General features: G+C 54.6%; 17 protein-coding genes. 7 read left to right on the top strand and 10 right to left on the bottom strand.

Annotation, left to right across the window (positions count from 1 at the left end):
- Window positions 1-26: 26 nt before the first annotated feature.
- From IE156_RS04340 to IE156_RS04360, 5 genes are all read right to left on the bottom strand, one after another.
- Window positions 27-1433, bottom strand: coding sequence for an efflux transporter outer membrane subunit (locus IE156_RS04340; RefSeq protein ID WP_189391214.1), 1407 nt, complete (start codon window positions 1431-1433; stop codon window positions 27-29).
- Window positions 1430-2611: an HlyD family secretion protein gene (locus IE156_RS04345; protein ID WP_189391215.1), complete on the bottom strand. Its 1182-nt coding sequence runs from the start codon at window positions 2609-2611 to the stop codon at window positions 1430-1432. Before IE156_RS04345 ends, IE156_RS04340 begins: the two co-directional genes overlap by 4 nt.
- A gap of 9 nt (window positions 2612-2620) precedes the next feature.
- Window positions 2621-4279 carry an MFS transporter gene (locus tag IE156_RS04350; RefSeq protein ID WP_189391216.1) on the bottom strand — a complete coding sequence of 553 codons (1659 nt, stop codon included), beginning with the start codon at window positions 4277-4279 and terminating at the stop codon, window positions 2621-2623.
- A complete protein-coding gene (locus IE156_RS04355; RefSeq protein ID WP_189391217.1) occupies window positions 4276-4875 on the bottom strand; it encodes a TetR/AcrR family transcriptional regulator in 600 nt (199 codons plus the stop codon). The genes IE156_RS04350 and IE156_RS04355 overlap by 4 nt, the downstream gene beginning before the upstream one ends.
- Window positions 4876-5093: 218 nt before the next feature.
- A complete protein-coding gene (locus IE156_RS04360) occupies window positions 5094-5678 on the bottom strand; it encodes a hypothetical protein (RefSeq protein WP_229840976.1) in 585 nt (194 codons plus the stop codon).
- Window positions 5679-5707: 29 nt separating this feature from the next.
- Here IE156_RS04360 and IE156_RS04365 point away from each other — a divergent pair, with 29 nt between their 5' ends.
- Window positions 5708-5959, top strand: coding sequence for a hypothetical protein (locus IE156_RS04365; RefSeq protein ID WP_189391453.1), 252 nt, complete (start codon window positions 5708-5710; stop codon window positions 5957-5959).
- A 67-nt stretch (window positions 5960-6026) separates the two neighbouring features.
- Here IE156_RS04365 and IE156_RS04370 read toward each other — a convergent pair whose 3' ends face one another.
- Together IE156_RS04370 and IE156_RS04375 are read right to left on the bottom strand one after the other, a co-directional pair.
- Complete coding sequence (locus IE156_RS04370) at window positions 6027-7223, bottom strand: MFS transporter (protein WP_189391219.1); 1197 nt, start codon at window positions 7221-7223, stop codon at window positions 6027-6029.
- Between the two features lie 61 nt (window positions 7224-7284).
- Window positions 7285-7800, bottom strand: coding sequence for a MarR family winged helix-turn-helix transcriptional regulator (locus IE156_RS04375; protein WP_189391220.1), 516 nt, complete (start codon window positions 7798-7800; stop codon window positions 7285-7287).
- 159 nt (window positions 7801-7959) lie between these two features.
- Between IE156_RS04375 and IE156_RS04380 the strand changes: the two genes are divergently transcribed.
- Window positions 7960-8484 carry a DinB family protein gene (locus IE156_RS04380; RefSeq protein WP_189391221.1) on the top strand — a complete coding sequence of 175 codons (525 nt, stop codon included), beginning with the start codon at window positions 7960-7962 and terminating at the stop codon, window positions 8482-8484.
- 177 nt (window positions 8485-8661) lie between these two features.
- On the opposite strand, the gene fauA is transcribed toward IE156_RS04380, so the two are convergent.
- From fauA to IE156_RS04395, 3 genes are all read right to left on the bottom strand, one after another.
- The gene (fauA, locus tag IE156_RS04385) at window positions 8662-10860 is read right to left on the bottom strand and encodes a TonB-dependent alcaligin siderophore receptor FauA (protein WP_189391222.1); all 2199 of its coding nucleotides are present in this window, start codon (window positions 10858-10860) and stop codon (window positions 8662-8664) included.
- A gap of 116 nt (window positions 10861-10976) precedes the next feature.
- On the bottom strand, window positions 10977-12152 hold the full coding sequence (locus IE156_RS04390; RefSeq protein WP_189391439.1) for a multidrug effflux MFS transporter: 1176 nt from the start codon (window positions 12150-12152) through the stop codon (window positions 10977-10979).
- 162 nt (window positions 12153-12314) lie between these two features.
- Window positions 12315-13259 (bottom strand): helix-turn-helix transcriptional regulator, encoded by a 945-nt coding sequence (locus IE156_RS04395; protein ID WP_189391223.1) that lies wholly within the window; start codon window positions 13257-13259, stop codon window positions 12315-12317.
- Window positions 13260-13470: 211 nt separating this feature from the next.
- Between IE156_RS04395 and IE156_RS04400 the strand changes: the two genes are divergently transcribed.
- The 5 genes from IE156_RS04400 (at window position 13471) to fdhE (ending at window position 19540) form a co-directional block, all read left to right on the top strand.
- The gene (locus IE156_RS04400) at window positions 13471-13851 is read left to right on the top strand and encodes a hypothetical protein (protein ID WP_189391224.1); all 381 of its coding nucleotides are present in this window, start codon (window positions 13471-13473) and stop codon (window positions 13849-13851) included.
- A 173-nt stretch (window positions 13852-14024) separates the two neighbouring features.
- Complete coding sequence (gene fdnG, locus IE156_RS04405; protein WP_505601016.1) at window positions 14025-17105, top strand: formate dehydrogenase-N subunit alpha; 3081 nt, start codon at window positions 14025-14027, stop codon at window positions 17103-17105.
- Complete coding sequence (gene fdxH, locus IE156_RS04410; RefSeq protein WP_189391226.1) at window positions 17102-18034, top strand: formate dehydrogenase subunit beta; 933 nt, start codon at window positions 17102-17104, stop codon at window positions 18032-18034. The genes fdnG and fdxH overlap by 4 nt, the downstream gene beginning before the upstream one ends.
- Complete coding sequence (locus IE156_RS04415) at window positions 18018-18671, top strand: formate dehydrogenase subunit gamma (RefSeq protein WP_189391227.1); 654 nt, start codon at window positions 18018-18020, stop codon at window positions 18669-18671. The genes fdxH and IE156_RS04415 overlap by 17 nt, the downstream gene beginning before the upstream one ends.
- Window positions 18668-19540 (top strand): formate dehydrogenase accessory protein FdhE, encoded by an 873-nt coding sequence (gene fdhE, locus IE156_RS04420; RefSeq protein ID WP_189391228.1) that lies wholly within the window; start codon window positions 18668-18670, stop codon window positions 19538-19540. The genes IE156_RS04415 and fdhE overlap by 4 nt, the downstream gene beginning before the upstream one ends.
- Window positions 19541-19632 lie beyond the last annotated feature (92 nt).

Genomic DNA, 19632 nt, shown 5'->3' on the forward strand with positions numbered 1-19632 from the left:
CTGGAGCTGCTGTTGCGGGAACCCAGCTACTCAGGCTTCACCGTCTTTGCATAATCCCAACCACCGCCCAGCGCCTTATACAGATCCACCATATTCTGCAGCTGGCTCTCGCGCACGGCGATAACCTGGTTCTCTGCCTCGTACAGATTGCGCTGCGCATCCAACTGTTCCAGATACGAGGCATAGCCCGCCTCATAGCGATTACGCGCATGTTCCAGCGAGCGTTTCAACACATCGCGTCGCGCCGTCACATGGCTTAATTCTTCCGCAAAACGACGCTGCCCCGCCAAGGCATTTTCTACTTCCGAGAAAGCAGTCAAAACAACACCGCGATACGCGAAGGCGGCCTCATCACGCTGAGCCGCTGCGGAGTCAAACTGCGCCTGCAAACGCCCACGGTCAAAGATAGGGGCCAAAATACTGCCACCTAAACTCCAGACTTTGCTTGGGTCGTAGCTTAACGCGCTGACGTATAAGGCCCCTGCCCGTGCCGACAAAGCAAGCTGCGGCAGAAAAGCAGCCCGGCTTGCAGCCAGGGTTGCGTCCTTGGAGGCCAAGCCCAGCTCTGCGCGCGCAATATCAGGACGGCGGCGCAGTAGCTCGGACGGTAAACCTGAGCCCGGCGCCGGTAAGGACAAGCCTGACAAGCCAGAACCCGTGTTCTGCTCGTATGCCGCAGGCAATTCCCCAGACAGCAAACGCAGAGCATTGTGATGGCGGCTGATCGCCAATTCCAGCTGAGGAATGTGCTGCTCCACGGCTTCCAGTTCAGACTGCGCCTGGGTCAGCTCCAACTGAGAGATATAGCCCGCATCAAACTTCTCTTGCGCCAATCGCAAAGCCTCAGCCCTTGATGCAGAAGTAGCTTTGGCCTGCTGCAATTGCGCATCCAAACCCAACAGACCTATATAGGTACGGGCCGTCTCGGCCGCAACACTCAAGGCGATGGCATCGTAATCTGCCTGAGTGGCAGACAAACTCAACTCCGCCGCTTTGGCCTGAGAGCTCAAGCGTCCCCATAAATCCAGCTCCCAGTTCAACTGCACGGCTGGCTGTACCGCCCGGCTGATCGCCATCCCGCTGGGGCCCAAGGCCCGCTCTGCATGTGCGCCAGTATCAAAAGACAGCGAAGGGCCGAATGATGAGTCCGCCAACTGCAGCTCGGCCCTGGCCCGTTCTATACGGGTAGCGGCACCCAAGATATCGTTATTACGCGCCAATGCGGCTTCTACGGCAGCGCTCAAAGCCGGATCACCATAAGCGTTCCACCAGGCAGAATCGACAACGCTACCTTCGGAAGACGAGCCTATCCACCCTGATGGCGCGGCTATCTGCGCTTGCTCTGGCGCAGCCCGGTAGGCAGGCATGCAACCAGAGAACAGCGTCACACCACTCAATACTGCGATGCCATAGATTCTTGCAGATAAACTCATTGACCGCGCTCCCCGGCTGTATCGTGCTCCGCCGCAATATCCACCTTGGCAATCACGGACAGGCCGGGCCGCAAACGATCACTGCCCGGCTGATCGGCATCAATGGCAATCCGTACAGGCAAGCGCTGAACCACTTTGGTGAAGTTGCCGCTGGCATTGTCCGCGCGCAGAACAGAAAACTCAGAACCGGTCGCCGGGGCAATACGCTCTACATGGCCCTGAAACTCTGCGCCATCCAGCCCATCAACGGTAAAGCGTGCCAGCTGGCCAACATGAATCCTCGCCGTCTGCGTTTCCTTGAAATTCGCCACCACCCAACGGACATCTGGAACCAGAAACAGCAGTTGCGAGCCCGCTGTCACATACTGACCTTGGCGCACCGTCGCCTCACTGACTTGACCATCTGCCGGAGCGGTCACCACGGTGTTTTCCATATCAATACGAGCCAAACCCAGCGAGGCTTCGGCCGACTTCACCTTGGCCTGCAAATTGGCTCGTGACACCTGTGTCGATTTGATGGTTTCTTCCGCAATAGCAATATTCGCTTTGGCTTGCAGCATATTGCCGCGCCCCAGTTCTGCCGTTGCAACCGCCTGATCACGCTCGCGCACCGAGATCGAACCTTTACCGGCCAACTCCTTCGCCCGATTACGATCCACCTCGGCACGGCGAGCTTCAGCCTGGGCCGACACCAAGACCGCCTTGCGGGCATCCAGGCTGGCCTGGTTTTGCGCCTGCGCCTGATCCAGATTTGCCAGCTCAGCCAACGCGGCATCCAACTGCGCCTGTGCCAGGTTCAGCTTTTCTTTATAGATACGGTCATCGATATGCACCAAAGGCTGGCCAGCCTGAACCCGCTCAAAGTCCTGGACCAGCACCTCGGACACATAACCACTGACCTGGGGCGCCAGCACCGTCATTTGTCCGCGTACATACGCATTGTCTGTGGTGATACGAGTAGTTTTGAAAGGCCCCAGATTCCAGGCCCACAAAATAAGCAGCAAGCCACCCAGCAAGACAAAGACCATCACAATGACGCTACGTTTGCTGGGTTTAATGACCTTGGGCGGCAATGAAGAGGCATTGCTCGGACCCAGTTTGCCATCGTTATCTGAGTCTGTCGGTGCGGCAAGCTCAGTGCTGCGATCCTGATTTTCAGATGAAGTGTCTTGGCTCATAAATACGGACTACGTTGAAGAATGTGAAGAAGTGCCAGATGCCGCGTTCGCGCGTCTGGACTGAATAGCGGGGCCTGCGGCCAACAGCACCGGCCACAATAAAAAGCCGGTAGCCAAGATGCCAATCAATAAGAAAACATCGTTATAAGCCCGGACATTGGCCTCTCGGCGGGCGGTTTGGGCCAGCTGGGCCGTACCTGTAGCTGCCCGCAAGACCGGGTCTGTAATGACGGAGCCCACAGCCAGTTGCTGCTGCTTTAACCTGTTAGCCACCAGGGGATCAGCCACATTCAAATGACTGACAATGGCCGCGTAATGATGCTGCTGGCGCTGCTGTTCAAACGTGCTCAAGGTGGCTGTGCCCAGCAAGCCGCCCAAGGTCTGGGTGACATTAAGCAGCACAATAAAAGTCACGATATGGTCGGGGCCGTACTTGAAGGCTTGTTTAAAGCCAATCATCACTAAAGGCCCCATGAACATGCCTGCGCCAATAGACAGCACAAATTGGCTATAGAAAAAGTCATGCGGGCGGTCCATGCTGGTACGCCCAAAATCCATGAAGCTGGAAATGCCGATCAGTAAGATGGCAGTAAATACCTGCACCAGAATCGTCCTGGGGCCAAAGGTCACTGCGCTCAGCGCAATGCCGCAGACAATGCCCAAAAAAACGACCCAAAACAAAGGCTGCATCTGCTCCGAGCCCATGCCCAGCGTGCGCAGCATATTGACCATGCCATAGTTCTGCTCGGTCGTGATGAAGCGCAAAATCATGGCGCCCACCGCAAAATAAATCGTTGAGCCTTGAGCCAACCAACGCACTTTGACCAGGGGATTAACGCGGTGATATTCCAGGAACGAGCAGAGGGTGAACAGGAACAAAGAACCTATCGCCATCCAGGCCAAGTTCGTATCGTTAAACCACCAGCGGATATAACCCTGCGTTAAAAACGCAATCAATAAACCAGCCGCCGGAGCAAATAAGGCGAAGGCCAGAAAGTCCAGTTTCTCAAAAGCCTTGATCTGATAACCAGGGGGCAGTTTCAGCAGCACAACCGCGGCAAAGGCACATAAGGCCATCCCCGCTTCAAAGCTATACAGCCCATGCCAGTTCCCCAGCTCAATCAGCGACGGCGACAAGACCCAGGCCAAGGGGGTTGCCAACTGCGTGATGCTGACTCCTAACACCAAGGCCTTGCCCAGCAGGCGTCTGGGAAAAGCCTGCAACATATACAAAACACCCAGGGTACTGGCAGCCGCCCCAGAAAAACCGCTGGCACCGCGCAATAGAATCAATGACTCGGCACTATCAATAGACAAGTGCAGCAGCGCCAGAACGGCATAAAGCCCCAAGCCAATTTCAGCAAACAGACGCATGCCATATTGCTGCCGAAACTTGAACACCAGCAGATTGGCGGTGATATTGACCATCGCATAAGCAGCAGGCAACCAGGCGACCTCGGACGGAGTCAGTCCCAACTCCCCTTGCAACGTCGGCAAATTAACCGACACCAAGGCATTGCCCAAACCGCCCGTTAGACCAACCAGTATCGCGACCAGACCATACGCCACCCGTATATGCGACTCATGATGAGGAGCCGATGGAGAGCCCGGCATGAAAGGCTTTTCGTGGTCCTCCCAATGCGGGTGCGGCTTGATGTACTGACTCATTCAGGCTCCCATTCAGGAGCATGGCTATCCACTTGCACAAGCACGCCTTCGCACAAGAACTGCAGCGAACGCTTTACAAACAACAGGCGTTCCTTGTCCGTACGCCCCCGTAAGCTGGCAGCGAGCATTCCAATCAACAAAGGAATATCCGTAGGCTGTAAAGCGGGATTGCATTGACCGGCGGCCTGCCCTTTCTCCAGCGGCTCGCGCGCCAGTTCAACCAGACGCGCCCGAACCCCCACAATCGCGGGGTGACCCGGATCAATGGCCTTCCAGTAATCAGACATGGGAGCGGACTCCAGCGCGAATCCAGCCAGCACTTGCATCAGGACCTTGAAGTCCTGGGCATTACCTTTGCGCTTGCTTAGAAAACGCTCCTCGATCCGGTCTGCGGCGCGTGTCAGCAGCGCCTCCATCAAAGCGGCCCGGTCGGGGAAGTTGCGATACAAGGTTGCCCGGCCAACGCCAGCCTGGGACACGACCTGATCCAAAGGGGCCGTGACACCATACTTGCTAAATACTGTATTAGCCGCAGCCAACAACAGTTCCCGCCGCTCTAATGCATCCGAACGATTAGGTAAATTCCGGTTTTTCATTCCGAAATTATACGGACAGTTTTGTCCGCTTAAAAAGGGGCGAGATTAAAATAGTGGTAAGAAACGATATTCCATGTATGAAATAAAAGCTGAACACTGCTTAAAATAAACAAGAGCAGCCTTGGTCTGAATGACCAACACTGCTCTTTTGAAACAGCTATCTAATTCATAGCAACGGGCTTGTCACCCGTGAGTCAAACAAACCGCTGCACCGACTTTTAAACCAGCTTGTTGCCCCCCGTCAGGCTGGTCTTGTGCTGCTTAAGCCAGCTATCGTGCAACCACTTCTCGGTTTTACGATGACCGGGAAACGTGATCCAGGTAATGTCGCGCTCAAACACCATGGGCTGCTCATCGGGCCCAACAATCACCCAAAACCACAAACGATCTTCCAGGTTGCGGGCCTTTACCTTCATCCCGGTCAAGGTCACCGTCTCTGTACGACCATTTCGCTCTATGTGAATCGGCTCATCATGGGTATCGACCCAATGAATCTCCATTTTCGGCAGTAAATCAGGAGCATGCTCTTGCAAGAAAGCACGCGCGATTTCCTCACTGCGTTCGGCACTCGGTAAAGGGCGGCCCACCAAGTCCAAGGAGATATTGGCAAAACCTTTCAAACGTCCGGACTCAGACACAACGGAACTGAAATGCTCCCCTTCCAGCCCGGCATTACGGCCATCTTCACGCTCATAGCGGGTCAAGACAACCGACTCTCCGTCTACATTGACGGCACGTTGGGCTATCTGACCATGAGTCGCAGGAACAAAGGCTGCGGCGGGATTACTGATTGTGGTACTCATGACATTCTCCGTAGAAGAGGGACTGGTCTGTGCCTGCACAGGAACAAGCCAAACCGCTTGCAGCGTTACTGCAGCAAGCACAGCAGGAAGAGAAAAATGAACTCGCATCGTTGCAAACTCCTAATTGGCAACAAAACAGTAAGCATCAGGGAGGCTCAAAACCCTCCCTGACTGCTTACGACTCTTGTCCCACTGAATCGAAAAACCCGCTCAGCGATCGGGATCACTGCAAGGTTCTGAACAAAATTCAAGGCACACAGACCGATCAAAATCAAACTTAAATGCAACATGCCTAACAACTGCTCATAAAGAAGCAAATTTTCATTCTGAGCAAATTGCTCAAACTTCTTATCCTGTCCTGACGATGGCCGGCATTTTTTTTACACCTGTAAAGGCATAGATCGCGCAGCCAAATAACAATCCGGAAAACAAGAGACAGGCATCTTGCAAGGCCATATCCGCAGTCTGTTGAGCCAGCCATGGCCCCAGACTTGCTCCAATAAACAGCACAAAGGTGTAGAGCGATACGGCCAATCCTCGCACCGAGGTATCGCTGACTCCTGCTACTCGGGCAATCAGGCTAGGAACGCTGATGCCCAGTCCGGCCACAAACAGGAAACTGGAGCCAAGCAAAGCCGTCAGGTGCTCCGCCCCAGCCCATGCACTCAAGGCCAAGCCGGTGGCAGCACAAACTAATGCAGCGCACAACGTTCGCTGCGGCCCTAGCTTCGGCATTACGACCGCAACCAGCAAAGGCATCAAAAAAGCAGGCGCCACCACGCCCCGTGTCATCAAAGGAGAAATCCCCAACTGCGCAAATTGCATTCCAAGTTTGCTATCCAGGGTCATGTAGAAAGCAACGAAACACATCAGCAGGAAGAATGCGGGCAAGTAAACACGGCGCAATCGTGCATCCGCCAACAAATTGCCTATGGCTTTGTAATTGCCGAAAAATTCGCTTAACCCTTGGCCTGCCTGCGTATCAGCGGGTTTCTTCCACAGGCAGCAGGCCGTCAAGGTGAATACAAGACACAGCGGCCAAAAGGCAGCCGCAAGGCCCCAAGGTCCAGCAACCAGTCCGCCATAAATCTGCCCCAGCAAACCAGCGGAAAGAAACGCCGTGCTCATCCAGGCCACACTCCACACTCTTTGGCGTGGGTTGCCTCGCTCTGCCAGATAGGCAATCGCTACGGGAGGGAAAGAAGAAGCCGCCAAGCCCTGCAACACGCGACCGATCATTAAGGACAAAGAGGTACTTGCTACGGCCAACACCGCCGTCGCGCCCACCAGGGCCAGCAGGCCTGCGACCATGACGGTGCAACGACCCAAACGATCCGAAAGTGGGCCAAAAATTAAGAATCCGGCTGCGTAAGCAAATCCAAAGCTACTCACCATGCCTGTCGCATCAATGCCATGCGTTTGCTTCAAAACGTCAAGAATGGGCAAAGGCAGGTAAAGCAGCGAAACAACCGCTAAAGCGCAGACAACCATCAAGGCACGCAAACCTGTCCCGACAGCTTGCGGATCACTCGCAGATACTTTCATAATAAATGTTCTTGGCTGTTATGCAGCAAGCTACATATTTGTTTAAAAAAACGGCCGACAGTCAGCCGCCGTTTGTCTTGGGCAAGATCCCTTGTTGATTAAGCTTGAGCATCAAGCGCACAAGCACATCGCGTTCTTGCGCGTCGAAATGGCTCATCAGTTCAGCAACCCACACATAGTGAGCCGGCAAGGCTTTACCCAAAACCTCGGTCCCATGCTCTGTCAGGCGAACCAACCAGGCACGACGATCTTGAGGGTGCTGCTCCCGATCACATAAACCAGCAACTTCCATGCGATCAATAATACGAGTCATCGTCTGCGACGTTACCGACACCCCATCTGCCAACGTACCTATGCTCAAGCCATCCGGATTGCGCTTAAGCAGAATCAGCACAAAAAACTGCGTCTGCGACAAGCCGGAAGTACGATCAAGATTGGCCTCAAAAGCCGACAACATTTCACTGGTCGCCGAAGCCCAGATAAGCCAAGCCTGCAACCCATCAACATCCGGGTTACTGTACTCGACGCCCATCTTTACCAGCGTGTCGTAGCTAGGAAGGTCCTTGAGTTCAAACATCGCGCTGCCACATAATCATCATGGCTGAAATGTAGCTGACTACCTATATGTAGGTCAAGTGGATTTAATACGGCAAAGGTTTGAAGGAGCACACCCATCTTGATCCATGCCCCTTTTTAATTAAATAATCCTTGTACTGAACCCAGGTATGGAAAAAACATGACACCCCAAACCACCATCCGCATGGCCTCGTACAACAGCCAAATGAACCAACGTCTTTACGATGCGGCTGCGAGTCTTTCTGCGCAGGACTTGCATCAGGAACGTGGGGCCTTCTTTGGTTCGCTGTTCAAGACCATGATGCACATTGCAGTTGGTGACACCGTCTGGCTGCATCGCTTTGCCCAGCATCCTGATGCCCACGCCTTGCGCGAAGAAATCGGAGTATTTGCCAAGCCCCATGCACTGAACCAGCAGTTGTTCGGTACCTTGGCAGAACTGGCCCCGTATCGCCGCAAGCTGGACCTGATCATTATTGATTGGGCAGCCACACTGACAGCGGAACAACTGGACCAAACGCTACGTTATAGCAATATGGCGGGCCAGGACATGGAGAAGGATTTCGCACTTTTGGTGACGCACTTTTTTAATCACCAGACTCACCACCGCGGTCAGGCCAGCACCTTGTTGTATCAGGCCGGTGTGGATATTGGGGTGACGGATTTGTTGGCTTTGGTGTCCTGAGTTTTGTAGCCTGCAAGCTTCCAAACAGCCGGATAGCGCTGTGCTTGTAGCCCTTGAGCTACAAGATTTCTGTGTCTGAGATACAGCAACTGGCACATCCGCTTCGCATGAAAAAAGCCTGCTTGTCATCACCAAGTAGGCTTTTGCATCAGGCACTACTGCCCACACCTTCTCCACTTAATACTGTGCCCGCAAAGACAGCATCACGTTCTGCGGCGCACCGTACCAGCCCTGGTTATAAAACCCGATCTGCGAATAGTATTTTTTGTCGAACAGGTTATTCACGTTCAAGGTAGCCGAGACTCGTTTGTTGAAGTCGTAACGTGCCATCAGGTTAACGATCGCATAGCTGCCCTGCTCTACTTTGACCACACGTTTATCAGGCGCAGTGGCGTTCTGATACATGCGGTTTTGCCAATCGACACCGCCACCTACGGTCAGCCCCTGCCAGTCCCCCGACAAGCGATAGGTGGTGTAGAGCTTGAACAAGGTACGCGGTTTGCTGGTGTTGATGGGCTTGCCTTGGGCGTCTTTGGCGGTGAAGGTCGTCAAGCTGCTGGCCAGATGCCAACCGGGTAGCAGTTCACCGCCAACTTCCAGCTCAACCCCTTCCACCTTGGCACCAGACACCGGGCGATACGCGGGGGTGTTAGGCGGCGCACCGATGACGTTATTGCCCGTGGCTTCGGCTAGATTGTCCTGGCGGGTCTGGAACAGGGACAGGGCACCATTCACTCGTCCATCCAGCCACGCGGCTTTTATGCCCAGCTCATAACTCTTGCCAGTAATAGGGTCCAGAATCTGGCCTTGTTCATCCCGAGTATTTTGCGGTTTGAAGATCTCTGTATAGCTGGCGTAGGCCGTATAGGTATCGTTGAAATCGTAAATAAGTCCGGCATAAGGAACAAACTGATCTTTGTGGCGATACTGACGCTTGGCACCAAAGTAAGTCTGATCGGTTTCCCAATTGCTGATGCGCCCCCCCACCATCAAACGCAGATTGTCCATCAAGGCAAAGCGGCCTACGGCATAGGCGCCGGACTGCTTGCTGAGCATATCGTCCGCCTGGCTTGATGTGCTGGACCAATTCGGCTCGGGCACCCGGCCTGGCTCATAGAAGCTGCCCGCGTTGGGCACAGGCACCAAGGCCCGGTATTGCGGAAAATCTACGCGGTCTTCGGAGCGCATCCAGCCTAAGGAGAACTCGTGCTCACGGCCAAACAGTTCAAACGGCCCCGACAAGGATGCGTTAAAGGCCTTGCGACGCACATCGCCCTTGTAATACGAGTAAGAGTTTGCCGTACCCAGACCTGTGTTTCTGTCCGGATAGCCCCCGCGATAAATCTGCTTCATGGAGGCATCCGTCACAGACTGGTTGTAGGTGATGCGTAGCTTCAAATCATGGGCAAACTGATGACTTAAATCTACAAATCCCGTGGTAGTGTCGTTTTCAACACGCGACCATTCGGCATTGTTGGACACAGAACGCCCAAAGTCTGTGCGGGTGCCATCGCTATAGAACAAAGGAAAGCCACTGCCAAAGCCATTATTAGAACTGGATTGGTAGGCCACACCACCTGTCAGTTCCATGCCGGGCATCAGGTCGGCGGTGATGACGCCGTATAGCGTGCGGGTCTTAGTGTCTTGTAAATCGGTATAGCTATCAGCCTTGCCATAAGCACCGACCAAACGCCCACGAATACGGCCGTCTTTAGTGATGGGAGTAGAAATGTCGGCATACGCTCGTGCGAAGTTCCAACTGCCTACATTCACACCCGCAGAGGCAGCAAAATCACGTAAAGGGCGTTTACGCACATAGTTAACAGCCGCTGAGGGGTTGCCTGCTCCCGTCATCAAACCGGTAGCCCCACGGACAACTTCAACCCGGTCAAATACTGCCAAATCCAGATTGCTTTCCCCAAAAGCCCAGGGAGACAACACGGGCTGCGTCCAGCCATCAAACTGATAGTTATCAACATCAAAACCCCGCGCTGAAAAAGAATAGCGATTGGTATCGCTGCGCGTCACCGACATGCCAGGCGCACTTTGCAAGGCATCAGCCGTAGTTTGCATGCCGCGATCATCCATCATCTGCCGGGTCACTACACTGACCGATTGCGGCGTTTCCTTAATGGACAAAGAGAGCCCCGTCGCCGTGCTCATGGCCTTGGTGGTGTAGGACGGATCGGTTTCTGTCACACCCGGATCGCGATTACCTTTAACCGTAATGGTGGACAACTCCACGGGAGCATCGGCCACTGCTTTCTCCTGGGCCCAAGCTGGACTACCCGCAGCCGCCAACAACATGGCTGAACGAGTTAATGGAGTAAACAGGCGCAACCTGACTCTAGCGGAACGGGCAGAAACAGCAGACATGAACGTAGATCTCTAGATAGGTTTTAGATGCGAACAATTATCATCTACGAAGTTTGCAAGAGCGTATTCCTAAACGCAGAAACCCTATGCCAAATATCAATCCTGCCGCTTTCCTCCTAGGCGCGACGTCGATCAGCACCTTGTTGCAGCCATAACCAGCTCAGTAGACTGAGAAGCACGCTGACAAGCATAGCCGCTGACATACGCAAAGGCTGGCCATAGACCCACGGCACCAGCCAGCCGCTGACCAAGGAAAACGTGGCCATCTGGCAAAACCCCAATAAGGACGCTGCCAGCCCTGCCCGGCTTGGCACTTGAACCAAGATACGCAGGGTCACCACCGGCATGAGCATGGCCAGACCCGTTGTAAAAAAAGCAGGCAACAGGACAGCCCACGGCAGTGTAGGTAAAGACGAGCTGGTCAGATACAGGGTATAGGCCACACAACTACCCAGCATCAAACCATAGGCGCAACATATTATTCTGGTGTCGCTCCAACGCTTAGCCAAGTGGGCAGAAGCCAAGGCACCTAACATGGCACCAATCACCAAAGGTACAAACAGCACGGCGAAGGCGGTTTCGGGCAGCTTCAAGGTATGAGAAATAAAGTCGGGGGCTGCACCAATCAGAAAGGCCTGCGCACCGACCAGCAAACTTAAGGCCAAGCTCATTCCCATAAAAGGAAGATCACGCAGCAAGAGCCCAAGCTCGGTACGCAACTGAGGCCAAGCCAGGGGCTGACGTTTCGCACTGGCTAGCGTTTCCGGCAAATGCTGCAGGCATAGCCAGCAAGCCAAAGCCGCCAAGCTTGCCAGCATCCAGAACACAGGGCGCCAGCCCCAATGTGCAATCAACTGCCCGCCCACAATCGGTGCCAATGCGGGCGACACATTAAAAACCACGACGATATAGGACAGGGTTCGCCGCGCCAGATCGCCTTGGTAGCAATCCCGTACTATGGCTTGCCCAATTACCAAACCGGCACCCGCGGACGCGCCTTGCAGCACCCTGCCAGCCATCAGCCAGTTCAATTCAGGAGCCAAAGCGGCCATCACCGAACCGGCGATATACACAAGCAACGACGCCAGGATCACAGGTTTGCGTCCCCAGGCATCCGACAAGGTACCGTGCAGCAACAACATCGCTGCATAGGCGGACATGTACACGCCCAGGGTCTGTTGCACGCTTTCCGGCGGCACATTGAACTCTCGTTCCAGGGCGCTGAAAGCAGGTAGATAAGCGTCAATCGTGGCAGGAGCAACGCAGGCCAGCAGGCCCAAAATCAACACCATCACGGGATATGGGGGTAGTGAGGAAGGCAATACGGCTCAGTCTGAAACGGAAAAAAATACCCTATAAAGAGCGACCCTCTTTCAGAATGACTGATGCGAGTCGGGCTGGGGAATGCCAAATGCCTAAAGAGCTTTGAGCAATGACAAAGCGGCCCAGCCGCCTCAGTTCAACTCGCTGGGAGAAATACCGTAGCGTTCTCGAAAAGCCGTGGCAAAGTTGGTGGCATGGCGGTATCCCACAAAATGAGCCGCCTGCTGCACGCTCCAACCTTGAGCCAAGTAGTCTCGCGCCAATTCCAAGCGACGTTCACGCAGCCAAGCAAATACCGAACATTGATACGTCGCCTGAAACTTCACCCGCAACGTACTTGGGCTCATGCAAGCCAACTTGGCCAGATCCGCCAAGCTGTGATCTTCACCCGGCGCGTTATAGAGACGCTCTCGTACCCGTTCCAGCAGCTGTCGATCACGGGCCATTGCAGGAGAATCTTTGGCTGGCTTGTAGGTCATACCATCCAAAGCATGGGCCAGCACTTGCAGGCTGACACCTTCCAATAGCAGATGGTGCATAGCGCCCTGCCAAGGGCTGTCTATCAGTTGCTCCAGCGTATTCAGCAAATGAGGGGGGACTGTCCATTGCTGCATACGCAGCCCGGACGGTCCCATCAGTTTGGCCAGCATATCGACCAAGCGCGGGTCATCCACACTTTCCGCTGAGCCCAAGGAAATATTGATGCTGCGCAGGCGCTGCCCGGCAGGATGCACGCCCGTCATGGTGACCGCATCGCTATGTGCAATACTGACCCCGCTTTGCGCCACCAGACTAAGCTTGTCCTGGCTGGCAAGCTGAGCTTGCGCCCGGCCTTGCAGCATCACAATGGTAGAGAACTGCGGGGCGGTGATCGAACTGGACTCGTAATGATGGTGCGCCACAATATCCGAGAGCACGAGTTTGATACCCGGCCGGACCTCATAGTGCTGCACTCGCCCTTCGGCAATGCAGAGCTGCTCCCTACCCCGATCCGGGCCTTCGTAATAGGGCAGACGATAGCGGAATCCAGCAGGACTGCCGAGTCGGTCAAAGTCCGATACCGTGAATCTGATCATGGGAGTGTAGACAGAAAGCTGCCCTTACCAAGCTCGTACCAGGTGTAAGGCAGTAGAGTGAATTGCGACTGTAAAGTATAAAAAGCCAATTGAGAATAGCACACATTATCAACTATATGACGACTTTCAAAAGCTGAGAACACCCTACAACAGCCTTGAATTAACACGGTTTTATTCCGCCACCGCAGCCCTAAGGCTGGCCACTGCATCAGTGATCCACACACTGATCCACCTCTATTTCCAAACGATTTATTATCAATACAGCAAGAATCAAGTAAAACAGCGGAAAGATACAACCACCTTTTTTCAGCCCTCTTATCGCTCCGTATTTCCAAGCATGAATCCCAGCCCTGCCTGCCACTTTAAAGCCATCCTTATTCTGATTATTGTTTCTATCTTGGCAGGTTTTTTCTGGTGGCTTTTTTACGAGCGCTATTACCAATATAAAGAGTGCATAGAAGCAGCCGCTTCCAGCTGCCTGACTGCACAGGGAGACAACCTGACCAGTGGCGGCATGCTATGGGCTGCCCCGGCCATGCTTCTTAGCGGCCTCGCACTTTACTACCTGGCAAGAGTAATTCGCCAGCACTAGGCCCGGTACCCGTAACGCCTTATTCCAATCTGTCCGAAAAACCATCTGCGCTTAGAACCAGAGCATTAGGCCCGCACAATCAGCTTATATGCATCCTGCTATAATGCGACCCGGCAATTAGTGATCCTTTTGCCATACCACTTTTTTCAAGAAAATCATTCATGAATAACACCGTGCCAAGTTTTGGTCGGCGTCAGTTTCTCAAAATTCTTGGTGCTGGGGCAGCTGCGCTGTCTGCGACCGCGATGGGACTGTCGACAGCCGCCGCTCAAGTTCCCGCAGCCGTTCGGCCTTACAAGCTCCTGCGCGCCAAAGAGACTCGCAACAACTGTACGTACTGTTCGGTCGGTTGCGGCATCCTCATGTACTCGATGGGCGATGGCTCCAAGAATGCGAAACCCCGTATCTTTCATATAGAAGGCGACCCGGATCACCCGGTCAGCCGTGGCTCACTCTGTCCTAAAGGCGCAGGCCTGTTGGATATGATCCATTCCAAGAACCGACTCCTGCACCCCGAATACCGGGCGCCCGGTTCCAAGGAATGGGTCAAGATCAGCTGGGACGACGCAACCAAACGGATTGCCCGCCTCTTGAAAGACGACCGCGACGCCAACTTCATTGCCAAGAACGAACGAGGCCAAGTGGTAAACCGCTGGCTGTCCTCGGGCTTTCTGGCCTCTTCTGCCGCATCCAATGAAACCGGCTTGCTGGATTTCAAATTCACTCGTGCCCTGGGTATGTTGGGGATCGACTGTCAGGCGCGGCTCTGTCACGCTCCCACAGTCTCGGCTTTAGCGCCCAGCTTTGGGCGCGGTGCCATGACCAATCACTGGGTGGACATCAAGAACGCCAACGTGGTGATTGTGATGGGCGGTAACCCCGCCGAAGCACACCCGGTCGGCTTCAAATGGGTGATCGAGGCCAAGATCAAGAACAAGGCCAAGGTCATCGTGGTGGACCCGCGCTTTAACCGTACTGCTGCGGTTGCGGACATCTTTTCGCCGATCCGCGCCGGTTCCGACACGGCCTTTTTGATGGGCATGGTGCGCTGGCTGCTGGAGAACGACAAGATTCAGCACGACTACGTGCGCTCCTATACCAACGCCAGCCTGATTGTGCGTGACGACTTCGCCTTCGACGAAGGCGTGTTCTCCGGCTTTAACCCACAAACCAAGGTGTACGACAAATCCACCTGGACCTACGCCCTGGATGAAAGCGGCGAGGTGATGCGCGACATGAGCATGACGCATCCCCGCTCCGTGCTGCAGTTATTGAAAGCGCACGTGGATCGCTACACCCCCGAAGTGGTGGAAAACATTACCGGTGTCAAACAAGCCGACTTCCTGCAGATTGCCGAAGTCATCGGCTCCTGTTCGGCCAAAAACAGAACCCTGACCTGGCTCTATGCCTTGGGTTGGACACACCACACCGGCGGTGCACAGATTATTCGTGGTGCGGCCATGATTCAGCTGTTGCTGGGCAATATTGGCATGGCGGGGGGCGGCGTGAACGCCCTGCGCGGTCACTCCAATATTCAGGGCTATACCGACCTGGGCCTGCTGTCTTTGCGTGTGCCCGGCTATATGAATCTGCCTTCAGACAGCCAGCAAACTCTAGCGCAATATCTGGACGAAACCACGCCCAAAGATGTCTTGCCCGGACAGGTCAATTACTGGAAGCACACGCCAAAGTTCTTCATCTCTTTGCTGAAGAATCTGTACGGCAAGCACGCCACACCAGACAACGACTTTGCCTTTGACATGCTGCCCAAATGGGATCGCAGCTACGACATGCTGGCCTACTTCGACATGATGTACGAGGGCAAGGTCAACGGTTACTTCGCGCAAGGCTTCAACCCGCTGGCCGCCATGCCAGACAAGAACAAGACCTCCAAGGCGCTGTCCAAGCTGAAATTCCTGGTTATCGTGGACCCGCTGGTCACCGAGACCTCGAACTTCTGGCGCAATGAAGGCCAGTTCAACGACGTCAAGACCGAAGAAATCATGACGGAGGTGTTCCGCCTGCCATCTAACTGCTTTGCGGAAGAAGACGGTTCCATCGTGAACTCGGGCCGCTGGTTGCAATGGCACTACGCTGGACAAGAGCCTCCAGGTATTGCTCGTCACGACCCCAATATTCTGGGCGAAATCATGATGGAACTACGCCGCCTGTACGAAGAAGAAGGCGGAGCCTGTCCTGAGCAAGTTCTGAGCATGACGTGGGACACGGATACCTATCACGACCCCCATTTCCCGCATCCGGAAGAAGTCGCCAAAGAAGCCAATGGCTATGCGCTGGCTGATGTCTTTGACGAGAGTGGCAAGCAGATCCTGCGCAAGGGCCAATTGTTGGACAGCTTCGCGCAATTGCGCGACGACGGCACCACGCAAAGCTATTGCTGGGTGTTTGCCGGCTCCTGGACGGACAAGGGTAACCAGATGGCCAACCGGGACAATACTGATACTGGCCTGGGCAACACCCCCGGCTGGGCCTGGGCTTGGCCTGCCAACCGGCGCATTCTGTACAACCGCGCCTCTATGGATGAAATGGGCAACCCCTGGGATGCTCAACGTCAAATCCTGCACTGGGATGGCAAGCAATGGACCGGAGCCGATGTACCTGACTTTCCGGCCAACCTGCCTCCTGGCAGTCCTGCTACGCCCTTCATCATGCTGCCTGAAGGTCTGGGCCGCTTGTTCTCGGAAAAAGGCATTAATGATGGCCCCTTCCCAGAGCATTACGAGCCGGTAGAAAGCCCCATCGCCAAAAACCCGCTGCATGAAAAGGTGACGCATAACCCGACGGCGCGGATTCTGTCCAACGATGCTGAACGGATGGGGAATCGTCACGACTACCCCTATGTAGCCACCACTTACTCCATCACCGAGTTGTTCCGGCACTGGACCAAGCACTCCTACCTGAATGCCATGTTGCAGCCTGAACAATTCGTGGAAATTGGCGAGCAACTGGCCGCTGAAAAAGACATTAAGCACGGCGACACCGTCAAAATAACGACCAAACGCGGCTACATCACCGCCAAGGCCGTGGTCACCAAACGCATGCGCACCTTGACCGTAGCCGGTCAGCAAGTGCAGCAAATTGGTATCCCCTGTCACTGGGGCTTTGAAGGTGAAACCCGCAAAGGCTTTCTGGCCAATACTCTGGCTCCCGGCGTGGGCGATGCCAATACGCAAACACCGGAGTTCAAAGCCTTTCTGGTCAACGTCGAGAAAATGCAGGGAGCCACGGCATGAATTCGCAAAACATAGTGCGCCGCTCGGCCACCAACTCCGTCACGCCTGCACCGCAGATACGTGACCACCAGATGGAAGTCGCCAAGCTGATTGACGTGTCCATCTGCATCGGCTGCAAAGCCTGTCAGGTTGCCTGCAATGAGTGGAACGACTTGCGTGGCGAAGTGGAAGAGAACGTCGGGGTCTACGATAACCCCCGCGATCTGAGCCCCGACAGCTGGACCTTGATGCGTTTCACCGAACACGAGGACGAGGCCGGCAAGCTGGAGTGGCTGATCCGCAAAGACGGCTGCATGCACTGCGAAGACCCCGGTTGCCTGAAAGCCTGCCCGGTTCCAGGCGCGATTGTTCAATATGCCAACGGCATTGTGGATTTCCAGTCGGACCTGTGTGTGGGTTGCGGTTACTGCGTGGCTGGCTGTCCTTTCGATGTGCCGCGCATTTCCAAGAAAGATAATAAAGCCTACAAATGCACGCTGTGCTCGGACCGCGTTAGCGTGGGCCAAGCACCTGCTTGCGCGAAAACCTGCCCGACCGGCGCCATTGCCTTTGGCTCCAAAGAGGAAATGAAGGATCTGGCGCTAAGCCGTATTGAGGACTTGAACGAGCGCGGTTATGAAAACGCCGGTCTCTACGATCCTCAAGGAGTAGGCGGCACCCACGTCATGTATGTGCTGCAACACGCTGATGACCCCCAACGCTATGCCGGTCTGCCCAAAGACCCGCAAATCAGCTCTGTCGTTGGTGGCTGGAAAGACGTACTCAAACCCGCTGCTGCCATCGCCGGAGCAGTTGCCGTAGCCGGTATGGCCGCCCACTTTATCGGTGTCGGCCCCAATAGCATCGACGAAGACGAAGAAGCACACGCAGACGAGCCGCAACAGGACAGCAAAGCAATTGAAGGAGGCGACCATGGCCAAGAAAAATAATCTTGTTCTGCGCACCAAGTTTCCCGAGCGCCTGTGTCATTGGGCGGTCGTGCTGTGCTTTTTCCTGGCAGCAACATCGGGGCTGTCCTGGTTTTACCCGTCCTTTTCCTGGCTGAGCTCCTTTCTGGGCACACCGCAACTAGCTCGAGTGCTGCATCCCTTCCTGGGTATCGCGGTCTTCGCCGGGCTTTGCTATATGTTTGTGCGCTTTGTGAAGTACAACCTGCCCGCAAAAACCGACTTGATTTGGTTTCGCAACGTCAAAAGCGTGGTGCTGAACAATGCCACACAGCCGTTGAGAATCGGTAAATACAATGCCGGCCAGAAAGTGCTGTTTTGGTTGATCATGCTCTCGATTGTCACGCTGTTGGTATCGGGCCTGATCATGTGGCGGGCTTACTTTGCAGAGTTCTTTTCCATCCCTGTGTTGCGGCTGGCTATCCTAATTCATTCAGTGGCCGGAATTGGTTTGATTCTGTTGATCCTGGGTCATATCTATCTGGCTATCTGGGTGCGTGGCTCTATCACTGGCATGGTGACAGGCTATGTCTCCAAGGCCTGGATCCGTCATCACCATGACCGCTGGCATGAAGAACTTAAGGCTAAAGACACCGACGTTAAGGAAGGCAAAGCATGAAGGAAGTCCCTATCAGCCGCAGCGTTCCATCGGAAGAATCAACCCGGCATTTTGATCCGATCTTGCAGCCCGAATTGCATGAAATCTACACCGCTCGTGCTGCCCGATTACACGAGTTGGCACAAGGACACGAGCTGCAAGCATATCTGCTCCTGGCTGCGACTATTGCCCAGGCACAGGCAACGGTTTCACAACAAAGCCATTCGGATGCCACGGCAGTTGATCCCGTAGAAATTGCCCGTCAGGGCACCTGGGAAACCCATGTAAATGCCTTGCTTGCCCAGCTTGCTCCCGATGCTTCGGCCGCTATTAGCCCGCATCTGGATGCCCTTCGCGCCATGAGCTCTCAGGCTCGTCTGGATGCAGGTTTGGCTTTGGCCCAAAATCAGTTTGATGCCGTTTCCCCGGCACTGGCTCCCTTTCTTTGGGCCGCCTTGTCTCTGGAAGTGGCACTGGCTGCACGGGCAGTGCCTCTGCCCATCATCAATGACGAGGAATCCGCCAGTTGCCCGGTCTGCGGCAGTGCGCCTGTAGCCAGCCTGATCCACAAAGGCAGCCGCCAAGGCCTGCGCTATTTGCATTGCTCCCTGTGCGAGTGCGACTGGCATATGGTTCGTGCCAAATGCACTAACTGCGCCGACGCCGGTGATCTGGACTACCTAAGCTTTGACACGACAGAAGCCATCGTACGTGCTGAGAGCTGCGGCCACTGCCATAGCTATCTGAAAGTCATCTCGCAGGAACGTGATCCCAATGCTGAAGCTGTTGCAGATGATTTGGCAACACTAGTGTTGGATGATGCAGCCACGGAAGAAGGTTATGGACGCACGGGGCTCAATCCCTTTGCCCTTCCAGATCAGGCTCTATAGATAAAGAATCAGGCAGATATCAAAGCCTGGGTTTGCTCAATGCAGACTCAGGCTTTTTCGCTTTTTACCCTGCTGCCAGAAGACAGCAGGCT

It is taken from the genome of Alcaligenes pakistanensis (genome assembly GCF_014652815.1).
Taxonomy (GTDB): Bacteria; Pseudomonadota; Gammaproteobacteria; order Burkholderiales; family Burkholderiaceae_B; genus Alcaligenes; species Alcaligenes pakistanensis.

Coding starts and splice junctions, on each gene's coding strand:
- IE156_RS04355 (WP_189391217.1), bottom strand. CDS start 4,875: ATGAAAAACCGGAATTTACCTAATCGTTCGGATGCATTAGAGCGGCGG.
- IE156_RS04350 (WP_189391216.1), bottom strand. CDS start 4,279: ATGAGTCAGTACATCAAGCCGCACCCGCATTGGGAGGACCACGAAAAG.
- IE156_RS04370 (WP_189391219.1), bottom strand. CDS start 7,223: ATGAAAGTATCTGCGAGTGATCCGCAAGCTGTCGGGACAGGTTTGCGT.
- IE156_RS04345 (WP_189391215.1), bottom strand. CDS start 2,611: ATGAGCCAAGACACTTCATCTGAAAATCAGGATCGCAGCACTGAGCTT.
- fdhE (WP_189391228.1), top strand. CDS start 18,668: ATGAAGGAAGTCCCTATCAGCCGCAGCGTTCCATCGGAAGAATCAACC.
- IE156_RS04390 (WP_189391439.1), bottom strand. CDS start 12,152: ATGGTGTTGATTTTGGGCCTGCTGGCCTGCGTTGCTCCTGCCACGATT.
- IE156_RS04395 (WP_189391223.1), bottom strand. CDS start 13,259: ATGATCAGATTCACGGTATCGGACTTTGACCGACTCGGCAGTCCTGCT.
- IE156_RS04380 (WP_189391221.1), top strand. CDS start 7,960: ATGACACCCCAAACCACCATCCGCATGGCCTCGTACAACAGCCAAATG.
- fdxH (WP_189391226.1), top strand. CDS start 17,102: ATGAATTCGCAAAACATAGTGCGCCGCTCGGCCACCAACTCCGTCACG.
- IE156_RS04375 (WP_189391220.1), bottom strand. CDS start 7,800: ATGTTTGAACTCAAGGACCTTCCTAGCTACGACACGCTGGTAAAGATG.
- IE156_RS04340 (WP_189391214.1), bottom strand. CDS start 1,433: ATGAGTTTATCTGCAAGAATCTATGGCATCGCAGTATTGAGTGGTGTG.
- IE156_RS04360 (WP_229840976.1), bottom strand. CDS start 5,678: ATGAGTACCACAATCAGTAATCCCGCCGCAGCCTTTGTTCCTGCGACT.
- IE156_RS04415 (WP_189391227.1), top strand. CDS start 18,018: ATGGCCAAGAAAAATAATCTTGTTCTGCGCACCAAGTTTCCCGAGCGC.
- fauA (WP_189391222.1), bottom strand. CDS start 10,860: ATGTCTGCTGTTTCTGCCCGTTCCGCTAGAGTCAGGTTGCGCCTGTTT.